The organism is Burkholderia pyrrocinia, from assembly GCF_022809715.1.
Classification (GTDB): domain Bacteria; phylum Pseudomonadota; class Gammaproteobacteria; order Burkholderiales; family Burkholderiaceae; genus Burkholderia; species Burkholderia pyrrocinia_C.
This window is the reverse complement of sequence record NZ_CP094459.1, coordinates 2,683,847-2,695,964: the sequence shown is the minus strand read 5'-3', so window position 1 is coordinate 2,695,964 and position 12,118 is coordinate 2,683,847. Positions and strand designations below refer to the sequence as shown.

Genomic DNA, 12,118 nt, shown 5'->3' with positions numbered 1-12,118 from the left:
GACTCCACGGGTCAGGGCTTCGCATCGCCTTGCCTGGCGCCCATGGCCGCGGCAATGCGACTTTGTGCAGCGACGAGTTGGTCATCGGTGGTCGCCACCAGCCACAGACGTGCGTGCTCCTCGATCCGACGGTTGTGGTCCTTCAATGGACCCATCGCGGCAGCGGCCTTCCAGACCACCGGGCCGACTCGGCTACTCCTGCCCGACGGCGCGCCTACCAGCAGGCAGTAAGGTCCCAGCGGAAGCGACACGAACGGAAGTGCCGGACTGGCGATCACGCGCCAGTCGATGAAGGGTGTATCGCTGATCAGCAGCGGCGTGGGCAAGCCGTAGAGCACAGTGAAATCGTACAGCGCCAGCTGCTCTCTCATGCCGACGTAAATTCGCCGGATATCGTCGACAACCGCCGCGCGGATCTCGTCCTCGAACATGGGTTCCTGCGCGTAGCGGGCAAATGCCTGTCGAGCCTCCGATTGATACGCGCTGAACAGGCCGATCTCCACGCAGTCCTGCACTGCGCGCTGAACCTCCGCCACGGAACCGGCTTCCTCCGGCGTGCCCAGCTGCGCAGCCCGCAAGAAGCGGGCGAGTCCCGACTCGTGGATCGCAGGACCATCCGCAGATGCATCGTCGTCAGCGTTCTTGCCCAGCGGCACGTAAATAGTTTTCTCGGCAGCGAAATGCGATTTCTTGCCTTCATCGAACTTGATTTCGCCATCGACGCAGTCCAGATAGCGAGTCCCGATTCGGCCGTGCTCCCAAACCCAATTTTTCAGGAACGGGCGTAGTGGATGTTGTCTGTCGTGATCGGCCATTGAAACCTCCAGGTTTTCCAGTATGAGCCATTCCAGCAACGCTTCCTGTCGTGCGAGGCCATGTGGTCCGTCGTCGTTCGACGGTCGTGACGCGGACCGTTCCGCCAGCGAGCTTGCCGCTGGCGATCACGCATCGCAGCGAGCAGTTGCGGCTCGACGTGGACGGGCGGAAAGGCGGCGGTCTCCATCAGGCAACTTCCTCTAACGCCGATGCGATGCATTATCGTTCACGCCGACCATGGGTGCACGCATACCGATCAACGGAGCGTAGCGGTGAATCTGCCTCCAACAGGCGCCACCCCGCACCAATGCTATCCTCTCGTCCGCTCATCCAGCGTCACCCAACGAGATTCAATCATGACCCGACTGATCAAGCGTGCGTCCGCCGAGGCGCGTGCGTTCAAGCAAGGCAAGCCGTCCTCCTACAACGGCTCCGAAAAACTCCAGCCGCCGCGTGTGAAGCGCCGCCCGGAAATCGACGAACACGACGACGTGCCCGTGCTCGAAGCGCCGCGCAAGCCGCGCTTCGCGCCCGTCACGTTCTCCGAAGAGGGCGGCGTGCGCTTCCTGCACTTCGGCACCGAATGGGTGCAGGGTGCGATGCGGATTTCGAAGCCGCTGCATATCGAACTCGAATACGCGCAGCAGATGATGGCGTGGCTGCTGTTCCTCGAAACGCCCGAGCGGATCGTCCAGCTCGGGCTCGGCACCGGCGCGCTGACCAAGTTCTCGCACCGCTTCCTGCCGCACGCGAAGGTCGAGGCCGTCGAGCTGAACCCGGCCGTGATCGTCGCCGCGCGCACGATGTTCGCGATGCCGCCCGACGACGCGCGCCTCGCCGTGCACGAAGCCGACGCCTGGGATTTCGTCAACGATCCGGCCAACCGCGGCACGACGGGCGCGATCCAGATCGACCTGTACGACGCGACCGCGCGCGGCCCGGTGCTCGACAGCGTCGCGTTCTACCGCGCGGTGCGCGGCTGCCTCGCCGACGCGGGCATCGCGACGATCAACCTGTTCGGCGATCATCCGAGCTTCGTGCGCAACATGAAGCATCTGAACGCGGCGTTCGATCATCGCGTGATCGCGCTGCCCGAAGTGCACGACGGCAACCGGATCGCGATCGCGTTCTCGGGCCCCGCGCTCGACGTGCCGTTCGCGCAGCTCGACGCACGCGCGAAGCTGATCGAGGACACGCTGAAGCTGCCCGCGCGCAAGTGGGTGAAAGCTTTGAAAGAAACGATCGGCGCACGCGATACCTCGTTCGCGATCTGACGCTTCATGCACCGGCGGCATGCCGGTGCAACCGCACGACAAGGGGCGGATCACCTCGGGTTCGCCCCCGCTTGACCGCGTGCTCGCGGCTCCTATACTGGCGCGAAGCCAGCGGAGCCGCAGCCTACCCGTTTTGCCGCTCCTCTCGCCGCCGTACCCGCTCAACAAGATCGATAACCGGGAAAGATGAGGAGACGTCATGGCTCACGATGCCGACGCCAACCGGGCCGCCAAGCGCTGGCTCTGGCTGCTGGTACTGCCGCTGATCGCGATGGTCTGGGTGCCGTCGTACAACAAGGTCGATCCGCAATGGCTCGGCTTTCCGTTCTTCTACTGGTACCAGCTGCTGTGGGTCTTCATTAGCGCGGTGATCACCGCGTTCGTGTACTTCAAGACCAAGAACGCGTGGAAGGCGAGCGGCCCGCAGGGAGGTGCGCGATGAATCTCGGCGCAACCTTCGTCTTCGTCCTGCTGTTCATCGGCGTCACGATCATCGGTTTCCTGGCCGCGAACTGGCGGCGCGGCGATCTCGCCCATCTCGACGAATGGGGCCTCGGCGGACGCCGCTTCGGCACGATCGTCACGTGGTTCCTGCTCGGCGGCGATCTCTACACCGCATATACGTTCGTCGCGGTGCCTGCGCTCGTGTTCGGCGCCGGCGCGATGGGTTTCTTCGCACTGCCGTACACGATCCTGATCTATCCGTTCGCGTTCGTCGTGTTTCCGAAGCTGTGGAGCATCGCGAAGCGGCACGGCTACGTGACGGCCGCCGACTTCGTCAATGCGCGCTACGGCAGCCGGATGCTCGCACTCGCGATCGCGGTGACGGGCATCCTCGCGACGATGCCGTACATCGCGCTGCAGCTCGTCGGCATCGAAGTGGTGATCGGTGCGCTCGGTTTCGACACGACCGGCTTCGTCGGCGACCTGCCGCTGATCATCGCGTTCGCGATCCTCGCCGCGTACACGTACACGTCGGGGCTGCGCGCGCCCGCGATGATCGCGATCGTGAAGGACGTCCTGATCTACGTGACGATCGCCGCAGCGGTCATCGTGATTCCCGCGAAGCTCGGCGGCTTCGGACAGATCTTCGCTCATGTGCCGCCCGCGAAGCTGCTGCTGAAGGCGCCGGACGCGATGAGCATGAACGGCTACAGCGCGTACGTAACGCTCGCGATCGGCTCGGCGCTCGCGCTGTTCCTGTATCCGCACTCGGTCACGGCGATCCTGTCGTCGTCGTCGGGCAACTCGATCCGCCGCAACATGGCGATGCTGCCCGCTTACTCGTTCGTGCTCGGCCTGCTCGCGCTGCTCGGCTACATGGCGCTTGCGGCGGGCGTGAAGGACATGCCGCAGTACGCGCCGTACTTCAAGGCGTTCGGCCCGAACTTCGCGGTGCCCGCGCTGTTCCTCGAGTATTTCCCGTCGTGGTTCGTCGGCGTCGCGTTCGCGGCGATCGGCATCGGCGCGCTGGTGCCGGCGGCGATCATGTCGATCGCGGCCGCGAACCTGTACACGCGCAACATCCACCGCGAGTTCATCAACCGCAACATGACGCACGACCAGGAGACGCACGTCGCGAAGCTCACTTCGCTGATCGTGAAGGTCGGTGCGGTCGCGTTCATCCTCGGGCTGCCGCTGACCTACGCGATCCAGTTGCAGCTGCTCGGCGGGATCTGGATCATCCAGACGCTGCCCGCGATCGTGCTCGGCCTGTACACGCGGTTGCTCGACCATCGCGGCCTGCTGATCGGCTGGGCGGCCGGCATCGTGTGCGGCACGTGGATGGCGGTGTCGCTGAAGCTCGCGAGCTCGATCTTCACGATCCACCTGTTCGGCGTCGCGATTCCCGGCTACGCGGCCGTGTGGTCGCTGATCGTGAACCTCGTGGTGTCGATCGTGGTGAGCGTGCTGGTGCGCGTGATGGGCATGGCGCATGCGGAGGATCGCACGCGGCCGGAGGATTATCTCGACGTCGTCGAAGGCTGACGCGGGCGACTTGACGCAACAACGAAAACGCCCGCCACCGTGAGGTGGCGGGCGTTTTTTTACGTCAGCCCTGCGCGCGTTTCGTGAGTTCCTCGCGCTGCGACAGATCCTCGACGTTGACCATCCAGTGCACGCCGAAACGGTCCTTCGCCATCCCGAAGCCGAGCGCCCAGAACGTCTTGCCGAACGGCATCGTCACTTCGCCGCCGTCGGCGAGCGCATCGAACAGTTTCTTGCCTTCCTCGACCGTCGCCGGGTTCAGCGACAGCGAATAGCCGGCGTGCGTGCCGGCCGGCTGGCTGCAGTCGCCGTCCGAGCACATGATCATCGAGTCGCCGATCGTGAAGCTCGCATGCATCACCTTGTCGGCCATCTCGGGCGTGATCGCGTGTTCGGGATTCGGCGGCGCATCCTTGAAGTGCATCTTGAACATCGTCTTCGCGCCGAGCGCCTTTTCGTAGAATCGAAGGGCTTCGTCTGCGCGGCCGTAGAACGTCAGATACGGTTGGACTTGCATCGTTGTCTCCTGTAATGGGCCGGGCCCGCGCGTCGGTGCGGGTTCGGCGTCGTGCAAGATCGACTGGGAAAGGGCACGTCGAGAGGCGGCCGGCGCACCCGTGACGGGGATTGTAGTGCGCGTGCTTGACGATGGGATGAAAAATAAAACGGCCGCGAACATCACGTTCGCGGCCGTTTGCGGCGCGTGTGCTGACGGCTGTTGTCAGTATTGCTGACAGCCGCTGACGCCTGTCGCGGCTCAGCGCAGCGCGTCGATCAGCTTCTCGAGCTTCACCGCATCGGCGGCGAACACGCGGATGCCTTCGGCGAGCTTTTCGGTTGCCATCGCTTCGTCGTTCAGCTGGAAGCGGAACGATGCCTCGTCGATCGCCACGCGTTCGGCCGGCTTGTCCTGCAGCGCTTCCGGCGACAGCTTGCGCGAAACCGTCTCGTTGCTGTCCTGCAGCTTCTGCAGCAAATCGGGACTGATCGTCAGCAGGTCGCAGCCGGCGAGTTCGATGATCTGGCTGGTCGTGCGGAAGCTCGCGCCCATCACTTCGGTGTTGTAGCCGAACGTCTTGTAGTACGTGTAGATGCGGCGCACCGACTGCACGCCCGGATCGTTCGCACCGCCGTCCTTCGCTTCATCCCATTCCGCGCCGGCCTGCTTCTTGTACCAGTCGTAGATGCGGCCGACGAACGGCGAGATCAGTTGCGCGCCGGCTTCCGCGCACGCGGCGGCCTGCACGAGCGAGAAAAGCAGGGTCATGTTGCACTTGATCCCTTCCTTCTGCAGCACCTCGGCCGCGCGGATGCCTTCCCACGTCGACGCGAGCTTGATCAGGATGCGCTCGCGGCCGATGCCGGCTGCTTCGTACAGCTTGATGAGCTCGCGGCCCTTGTCGATCGAGCGCTTTGCGTCGAACGACAGGCGCGCGTCGACCTCGGTCGACACGCGGCCCGGGATCAGCTTCAGGATCTCGGTGCCGAACGCGATCAGCAGGCGGTCGATGATGAAGGCGGTGCTTTCGTTGCGGTGATCGCGGACGGTTTTCTCGAGGATCGGCTTGTACGCATCCTTCTGGACGGCCTTCAGGATCAGCGACGGGTTCGTGGTCGCGTCCTGCGGCTTGTATTGCGCAAGCTGCTGGAAGTCGCCCGTGTCGGCGACGACGGTCGTGTACTGCTTCAGCTGGTCGAGTGCGGTAGTCATGGCGATTCGGAAGAAGGGCGCGGGGCGCCGGGTTCTCACGGGCCGCGCGAGCGCGGCGGCGAAGCGAAGCGGCGCCGGGCGCCGCTTTCGACCCATCATTTTAGGCCCGATTCGTGTCGGGCACGTTTTGGGATGCCCCGGGGCGGGCACGGCAACCGCGGCAGCGGTCGGCGAGCCGCGTCACGCCGGGCGCCGCGCGTTCAGGATCACCTGCGTGACGATCCCCGCGACGAGCCCCCAGAACGCCGAGCCGATCGACAGCAGCGTGAGGCCCGACGCGGTGACCATGAACGTGACGAGCGCTGCTTCGCGCTGCTTCACGTCCTGCATCGCGTTCGCGAGCCCGCTCATGATCGAGCCGAACAGCGCGAGCGCGGCGACCGACACGACGAGCGCCTTCGGCAGCGCCGAGAACAGCGCGGCGATCGTCGCGCCGAAGATCCCGGCGACCAGGTAGAACGTGCCGCACCACACGGCGGCCGTGTAACGCTTCGCGCGATCCTCATGCGCTTCGGGGCCCGTGCAGATCGCGGCGGTGATCGCCGCGAGGTTCACGCCGTGCGAGCCGAACGGCGCGAGCAGCAGCGATGCGAGGCCAGTCGTCGCGATCAGCGGCGACGACGGCGTCTGATAGCCGTCCGCGCGCAGCACCGCGATGCCCGGCACGTTCTGCGACGCCATCGCGACGACGAACAGCGGAATGCCGATGCTGACGATCGACGCGATCGAAAACGCCGGCATCGTGAACACGGGCTGCGCGAGCGCGATGTGGAAGCGGCTGAAGTCGAGCAGGCCGAGGCCGCCGGCCACCGCCGTGCCGACGATCAGCGTCGTCACGATCGCATAGCGCGGCGCAAGCCGCTTGACGATCAGGTACGTGAAGAACATCGCGAGCACGAGCGCGGTCTGGAACTGCGCGGCGCGGAAGATCTCGATGCCGATCTCGAACAGGATGCCCGCGAGCAGCGCGGCGGCGATGCCGGCCGGAATCTTGCGCATCAGCGTGTCGAACAGGCCGCTCACGCCGATGGCCGTCAGCAGCAGCGCACACACGACGAATGCGCCGATCGCCTCGGCGTAGGGCACGCCGGGCAGCGACGCGATCAGGAGCGCGGCGCCGGGCGTCGACCACGCGACGACGACGGGCGCGCGAAAGCGCAGCGACAGGCCGATCGTCGTCAGCGCCATGCCGATCGACAGCGCCCAGATCCACGACGAGATCTGCGCATCGGTGAGGTGCGCGGCGCGGCCGGCCTGGAACATCAGTACGAGCGAGCTCGTGTAGCCCGTCATCATCGCGACGAAGCCGGCGACGAGCGCCGAGACGGACGTGTCGGCGAAAAAGCGGCGGCCGCCGGCGCGGCCTGCGCTCGCGGTGGGCAAGGGGTTCATGCTATCTCCGGGAGGAGGCCGCGTGGACGCGGCCTTCGTGTCTGCTGGTTGGATTCGTTACTTGCTGAGTGCGCGCATCGCGGTTTCGAGGCCCGCGAGCGTGAGCGGATACATGCGATGGCCGAGCAGGTCGCGGATGACCGCGACCGACTGCCGGTATTCCCATAGCCGCTCGGGCTCGGGGTTCAGCCATGCATGATGGGGGAACTGGTCGGCGAGGCGGCGCAGCCATACGGCGCCGGCTTCCGGGTTGTTGTATTCGACCGAGCCGCCGGGCTGCAGCACTTCGTACGGGCTCATCGTCGCGTCGCCGACGAAGATCAGCTTGTAGTCGGGCGTGAACTTGTGCAGCACGTCCCACGTCGCGGTGCGCTCCGAGTGGCGGCGGCGGTTGTTCTTCCACAGGTGGTCGTACACGCAGTTGTGGAAGTAGAAGAATTCCAGGTGCTTGAATTCGGCCTTCGCGGCCGAGAACAGCTCTTCGGTGCGCTTGATGTGGTCGTCCATCGAGCCGCCGACGTCGAGCAGCATCAGCACCTTCACGTTGTTGTGGCGCTCGGGCACCATCCGCAGGTCGAGCCAGCCCGCGTTCGCGGCCGTGCTGCGGATCGTGCCGGGCAGGTCGAGCTCCTCGGCCGCGCCTTCGCGCGCGAAGCGGCGCAGCCGCCGCAGTGCGACCTTGATGTTGCGCGTGCCGATCTCGACGGAATCGTCGTAATCGCGGTATGCGCGCGCTTCCCACACCTTCACCGCGGTGCGGTTGCCGTTCGACGGGCCGCCGATGCGCACGCCTTCCGGGTTGTAGCCGCCGTGGCCGAACGGCGACGTGCCGCCCGTGCCGATCCACTTGTTGCCGCCTTCGTGGCGTTCCTTCTGCTCGTCGAGCAGTTCCTTCAGGCGCTCCATCAGCTTGTCGAGCCCGCCCATCGCTTCGATCTGCGCCTTCTCCTCCGGCGACAGCTCGCGCTCGAGGCGCTTCTCGAGCCAGTCGAGCGGAATGTCGAACGCTTCGGACGGCAGCGCGGACACGCCGTGGAAATATGCGCCGAACGCCTGGTCGAACTTGTCGAAGTACTGCTCGTCCTTGACGAGCGTCATCCGCGCGAGGAAGTAGAACGCGTCGATCGACGGCGAGATCAGCCCGGCCTTCAGCGATTCGAGCAGCGTCAGGTATTCCTTCACCGAGACGGGCAGCTTGGCTGCGCGCAGCGCGTAGAAGAAATTGAGCAGCATGGCCGGGCCTTCGCGGGTGGGGGGATTACCGGTTGTGCCGGTTCATGTAGACGAGCCGTTCGAGCAGGCTCAGGTCCTGCTCGTTCTTCAGCAGCGCGCCCGCGAGCGGCGGCACGATCTGCTTCGCGTCCGTGCCGCGCAGCGCGTCGGCCGGGAGGTTCTCGGCGAGCAGCAGCTTCAGCCAGTCGAGCAGCTCGGACGTCGACGGTTTCTTCTTCAGGCCCGACACGCCGCGCAATTCGAAGAAACTCTCGAGCGCCGCGCGCAGCAGTTCCTCGCGGATGTCGGGGAAGTGGACCGCGACGATCTTCTGCATCGTCGACGGGTCGGGAAACTGGATGTAGTGGAAGAAGCAGCGGCGCAGGAACGCGTCGGGCAGCTCCTTCTCGTTGTTCGACGTGATGATGACGAGCGGGCGGTGCTTCGCGCGTACCGTCTCGCGCGTCTCGTACACGTGGAATTCCATCCGGTCGAGCTCGCGCAGCAGGTCGTTCGGGAATTCGATGTCGGCCTTGTCGATCTCGTCGATCAGCAGCACGCTCGGGTGCTCTGCGTCGAACGCCTGCCACAGCACGCCCTTGACGATGTAGTTCGAGATGTCCTTCACGCGCTCGTCGCCGAGCTGCGAGTCGCGCAGCCGCGACACGGCGTCGTATTCGTACAGGCCCTGCTGCGCCTTCGTCGTCGACTTGATGTGCCACTGCAACAGCGGCATGTCGAGCGCGGCAGCCACTTCCTCGGCGAGCATGGTCTTGCCGGTGCCGGGCTCGCCCTTGATCAGCAGCGGGCGTTGCAGCGTCAGCGCGGCATTGACCGCGAGCTTCAGATCGTCGGTGGCGACGTAGTGCGAGGACCCTTCGAAACGCATGGCGGCGCTCTTCTTTCTCGGGAAAAAAACCCAGTATAAGTCAGAAGGGCTGTGCGGTTGGGCCGCGCCCGCGTATCGTAGCGGGGCTGTGGCGGGGCGGACCGGGGCGCCGGGTGGACGCGTTCCCCGCCGACGCGGTACAATCTGGCCGTTTTTTTTGGCCTGCGTGGCGATCCGATAAGCAAAACGGCGCGGGCCGTTGCCGCTTAGGCGCCAGTTTCCCCTCAAGCTAGGTTACAAGAGCTATGAACAAATTCGTCGGCAAACACGTCGTTGTCGCAGCGCTCGTGGCGCTCGCGGGCAGCGCGCAGGCGGCCGGTGTGGTCGGCAACCCGAAGGACGGGGCGAGCAAGGCCGCCATGTGCATCGGTTGCCACGGCATCCAGGACTACCGCGCGGCGTACCCGGAGGTCTACCGGGTGCCTGTCCTCGGCGGCCAGAACCAGCAATACCTCGAGAACGCGCTGAAGGCCTACCGCAAGAAGGATCGTCATTTCCCGTCGATGAACGCGATCGCCGGTTCGCTGACGGACCAGGACATCGCGGATCTGGCGGCCTACTACGCCGCCCAGAAGGCCGACACGAAGGACAATCCCTACAAGTAAAGCGCGCGCCGCCGATCTCTCCGGCGGGACAGGAGCATTCATGAACAACGCATTCAAGACGGCGGCGGTTGCACTGGCGGCCGGCCTCGCGATCGGTACCGCGCACGCAGCGGACACCACGAAGGGCAAGGAACTGGTCGAATCGCACAACTGCGCGGCCTGCCACGGCGCGCAGATGAACAAGCCGATCAACGCCGAATATCCGCGCCTCGCCGGCCAGCATGCCGACTACCTCGTGTGGGCGATGCGCCAGTACCAGATGGGCCTGACGAACCCGCTGATCGGCCGCAACAACGCGATCATGCAGGCGCAGGTGCAGAGCCTGTCGGTCAGCGACATGAAGGACATCGCGGCCTACATCGAATCGCTGAAAGAGACCGATCTCGTGTTCAAGAAGTAAGCGCGACGGGCCTGTCGGGCTCGCGCAGCAAAAATACCCCGCCGCGGCGGGGTATTTTTTTGTCCGCGGCCCGGGGGCTGCGTGCCGGCGCCGCGGCGCTCAGTCGCGCGACGCGCGGCGCAGGATGCGCTGCAGGTACGCGTCGGTGTCGGGCGGCGTGTTGGTGCGCTGCGCTTCCCAGATCGTCTCGCCGAGGCATTCCATGATCGCGTGCTGCGCGTCGTGGGTCGAGTCGAGTTTCGCCGCCAGCTTGTCGTGCGCGGCGCGGATGCCGGGCGGCTGGTCGATCGACAACTGCTCGCTGATCGCGAGATGCATCGACAGATGCAGGAACGGGTTCGTGCGGCCTTCCTCGGGCGTGTAGTTGCGCGCGGCCGCGCCGTCGGCATCGTCGAGTTCGGCGTGGTATTCGGGATGCTCGACGATCCAGTCGGCCGCCATCGCTTCCAGCGGCGTCAGGATCTCGCCCGCGCGCTGCTTGCGCCAGGTCTCGGTGAAAAAGCGACGCACTTCGTCGCGGCTTGGATTGAACATGGTGGGGGAACGTCGTGATTCGGGCGGCGTCGTGCCGCGTCGCGCATTGTACGCCGGGTCGGCGGAAGGCGCTGGAGACGGCCGGGCGGCGGGCCGGAGCGGTTGGCGCGGCAAGCGGCAGCGGGGCGGACTGCCTGGCGGTGTGGGTGCTCGGCGATGGCCGGTGGAATCCGCAGCCGGTTGCGGCCGCTCCGTACCGGGTCGGCGAGGCGGGTAAGCGTGAACAGGCCCTAGGCTTGCCGCCGCCGCGCCGCTAAACTCCGACGATTCCCTTCACCGCGCCGTTCTCATCCGTTCCGTCATGACCGCCACCGCCCGCTCATCGTCCGCCGCCCTGCAGGGCACGCTCTACGTCGCGCTGTCCGCCGCCGCGTTCGGCGCGATGGCGATCTTCGGCCGGTACGCATACGCGGCCGGCGTCGACGTGCTCGGGCTGCTGATCGTGCGCTTCGCGATCGGCGGCGCGGTGCTCGCCGCGATCGCGCGGCACCGCCGTGTCGCATGGCCGCGCGGACGCGCGCTCGCGCCGCTCGTGGCGATGGGCGCGCTCGGCTACGTCGGCCAGTCGTTCTGCTATTTCAGCGCGCTGCAGCACGCGCAGGCGAGCCTCGTCGCGCTGCTGCTGTACCTGTATCCGGCGTTCGTCACGCTGCTGGCCGCGTGGTGGCTCGGCGAGCGCCTCACGCGCGCGAAGGCCGTCGCGCTCGTGCTGTGCGTCGCGGGTTCGGCGCTGATGGTCGGCGGCGGGCACGGCGAGCCGCTCGGGATCACGCTCGCGCTGGCGGCCGCGGTGATCTATTCGCTGTATATCGTCGGCGGCACGAAGGCGACGCGCGGCGTCGATCCGCTCGCGACCACCGCGATCATCTGCCTGTCGGCGACCGCGACGCTCGTGGCGATCGCCGTCGTGCGGACCGCGGCGTTCGGCGCGCCGCCGCGCTGGCCCGCGACGGCCGGCGGCTGGGCGTCGATGCTCGCGATCGCGCTCGTGTCGACGGTCGCGGCAATGCTCGCGTTCTTCGCCGGGCTCGAGCGGCTCGGGGCCGCGCGCACGTCGATGCTGTCGACGCTCGAGCCGGTCGTGACGGTCGCGCTCGCGGCGCTGCTGTTCGGTGAAGCGTTGTCGCCGCTGCAGTGGGCGGGCGGCGTCGCGATCCTTGCGGCCGTGCTGGCGCTCGTGCGCGCGGGCGGCGCGGCGGCCGACGATGCGACCGCGACCGCGACGTCCAACGCGTAGTCGGGAGGGGAAGGGCGTGCGCGTCGTGACGGAGCCTGCGTGGCGGGCCGGCGCGATGT

Annotated in this window: 13 protein-coding genes; 6 read left to right on the top strand and 7 right to left on the bottom strand. The window is 66.4% G+C overall.

Translation table 11 applies throughout. The annotated features are described in order from the left end of the window. Positions 1-11 precede the first annotated feature (11 nt). A complete protein-coding gene (locus MRS60_RS12500; RefSeq protein ID WP_105391019.1) occupies positions 12-815 on the bottom strand; it encodes a hypothetical protein in 804 nt (267 codons plus the stop codon). 357 nt (positions 816-1,172) lie between these two features. Here MRS60_RS12500 and MRS60_RS12495 point away from each other — a divergent pair, with 357 nt between their 5' ends. The 3 genes from MRS60_RS12495 (at position 1,173) to mctP (ending at position 4,079) form a co-directional block, all read left to right on the top strand. Continuing rightward, positions 1,173-2,090: a spermidine synthase gene (locus MRS60_RS12495; protein ID WP_034184804.1), complete on the top strand. Its 918-nt coding sequence runs from the start codon at positions 1,173-1,175 to the stop codon at positions 2,088-2,090. A 199-nt stretch (positions 2,091-2,289) separates the two neighbouring features. After that, positions 2,290-2,532 (top strand): DUF3311 domain-containing protein, encoded by a 243-nt coding sequence (locus tag MRS60_RS12490; RefSeq protein ID WP_034184805.1) that lies wholly within the window; start codon positions 2,290-2,292, stop codon positions 2,530-2,532. Then, positions 2,529-4,079 (top strand): monocarboxylate uptake permease MctP, encoded by a 1,551-nt coding sequence (gene mctP, locus MRS60_RS12485; RefSeq protein WP_243564768.1) that lies wholly within the window; start codon positions 2,529-2,531, stop codon positions 4,077-4,079. Before MRS60_RS12490 ends, mctP begins: the two co-directional genes overlap by 4 nt. Before the next feature lie 64 nt (positions 4,080-4,143). Here the strand turns inward: mctP and MRS60_RS12480 are convergent, their stop codons facing one another. The 5 genes from MRS60_RS12480 to MRS60_RS12460 all read right to left on the bottom strand — a co-directional run bounded on the left by MRS60_RS12480 (position 4,144) and on the right by MRS60_RS12460 (position 9,283). Beyond that, the gene (locus tag MRS60_RS12480; RefSeq protein ID WP_034184807.1) at positions 4,144-4,596 is read right to left on the bottom strand and encodes a VOC family protein; all 453 of its coding nucleotides are present in this window, start codon (positions 4,594-4,596) and stop codon (positions 4,144-4,146) included. A 240-nt stretch (positions 4,597-4,836) separates the two neighbouring features. Continuing rightward, positions 4,837-5,790, bottom strand: coding sequence for a transaldolase (tal, locus tag MRS60_RS12475; RefSeq protein WP_034184808.1), 954 nt, complete (start codon positions 5,788-5,790; stop codon positions 4,837-4,839). Positions 5,791-5,970: 180 nt separating this feature from the next. Further along, on the bottom strand, positions 5,971-7,182 hold the full coding sequence (locus MRS60_RS12470; RefSeq protein ID WP_243564767.1) for a benzoate/H(+) symporter BenE family transporter: 1,212 nt from the start codon (positions 7,180-7,182) through the stop codon (positions 5,971-5,973). A gap of 57 nt (positions 7,183-7,239) precedes the next feature. Beyond that, complete coding sequence (locus MRS60_RS12465) at positions 7,240-8,415, bottom strand: vWA domain-containing protein (protein ID WP_034184810.1); 1,176 nt, start codon at positions 8,413-8,415, stop codon at positions 7,240-7,242. Positions 8,416-8,440: 25 nt separating this feature from the next. Then, positions 8,441-9,283 (bottom strand): AAA family ATPase, encoded by an 843-nt coding sequence (locus tag MRS60_RS12460; protein ID WP_034184811.1) that lies wholly within the window; start codon positions 9,281-9,283, stop codon positions 8,441-8,443. A 245-nt stretch (positions 9,284-9,528) separates the two neighbouring features. Here MRS60_RS12460 and MRS60_RS12455 point away from each other — a divergent pair, with 245 nt between their 5' ends. After that, complete coding sequence (locus MRS60_RS12455) at positions 9,529-9,888, top strand: c-type cytochrome (protein WP_011885616.1); 360 nt, start codon at positions 9,529-9,531, stop codon at positions 9,886-9,888. A 40-nt stretch (positions 9,889-9,928) separates the two neighbouring features. Beyond that, entirely contained in the window at positions 9,929-10,288 is a 360-nt protein-coding gene (locus MRS60_RS12450) for a c-type cytochrome (RefSeq protein WP_034184812.1), read from the top strand. A 99-nt stretch (positions 10,289-10,387) separates the two neighbouring features. Here MRS60_RS12450 and MRS60_RS12445 read toward each other — a convergent pair whose 3' ends face one another. Next, positions 10,388-10,822: a DUF1841 family protein gene (locus tag MRS60_RS12445; protein ID WP_034184813.1), complete on the bottom strand. Its 435-nt coding sequence runs from the start codon at positions 10,820-10,822 to the stop codon at positions 10,388-10,390. Positions 10,823-11,123: 301 nt separating this feature from the next. On the opposite strand from MRS60_RS12445, the gene MRS60_RS12440 reads away from it, so the two are divergent. Further along, complete coding sequence (locus MRS60_RS12440) at positions 11,124-12,059, top strand: DMT family transporter (protein ID WP_243564766.1); 936 nt, start codon at positions 11,124-11,126, stop codon at positions 12,057-12,059. The last annotated feature ends 59 nt before the right edge of the window (positions 12,060-12,118 follow it).

What these genes read in the sequence shown, in the direction of transcription:
- MRS60_RS12500 (WP_105391019.1), bottom strand. Translation starts at nt 815, where the DNA reads ATGGCCGATCACGACAGACAACATCCACTACGCCCGTTCCTGAAAAAT.
- MRS60_RS12495 (WP_034184804.1), top strand. Translation starts at nt 1,173, where the DNA reads ATGACCCGACTGATCAAGCGTGCGTCCGCCGAGGCGCGTGCGTTCAAG.
- MRS60_RS12490 (WP_034184805.1), top strand. Translation starts at nt 2,290, where the DNA reads ATGGCTCACGATGCCGACGCCAACCGGGCCGCCAAGCGCTGGCTCTGG.
- mctP (WP_243564768.1), top strand. Translation starts at nt 2,529, where the DNA reads ATGAATCTCGGCGCAACCTTCGTCTTCGTCCTGCTGTTCATCGGCGTC.
- MRS60_RS12480 (WP_034184807.1), bottom strand. Translation starts at nt 4,596, where the DNA reads ATGCAAGTCCAACCGTATCTGACGTTCTACGGCCGCGCAGACGAAGCC.
- tal (WP_034184808.1), bottom strand. Translation starts at nt 5,790, where the DNA reads ATGACTACCGCACTCGACCAGCTGAAGCAGTACACGACCGTCGTCGCC.
- MRS60_RS12470 (WP_243564767.1), bottom strand. Translation starts at nt 7,182, where the DNA reads ATGAACCCCTTGCCCACCGCGAGCGCAGGCCGCGCCGGCGGCCGCCGC.
- MRS60_RS12465 (WP_034184810.1), bottom strand. Translation starts at nt 8,415, where the DNA reads ATGCTGCTCAATTTCTTCTACGCGCTGCGCGCAGCCAAGCTGCCCGTC.
- MRS60_RS12460 (WP_034184811.1), bottom strand. Translation starts at nt 9,283, where the DNA reads ATGCGTTTCGAAGGGTCCTCGCACTACGTCGCCACCGACGATCTGAAG.
- MRS60_RS12455 (WP_011885616.1), top strand. Translation starts at nt 9,529, where the DNA reads ATGAACAAATTCGTCGGCAAACACGTCGTTGTCGCAGCGCTCGTGGCG.
- MRS60_RS12450 (WP_034184812.1), top strand. Translation starts at nt 9,929, where the DNA reads ATGAACAACGCATTCAAGACGGCGGCGGTTGCACTGGCGGCCGGCCTC.
- MRS60_RS12445 (WP_034184813.1), bottom strand. Translation starts at nt 10,822, where the DNA reads ATGTTCAATCCAAGCCGCGACGAAGTGCGTCGCTTTTTCACCGAGACC.
- MRS60_RS12440 (WP_243564766.1), top strand. Translation starts at nt 11,124, where the DNA reads ATGACCGCCACCGCCCGCTCATCGTCCGCCGCCCTGCAGGGCACGCTC.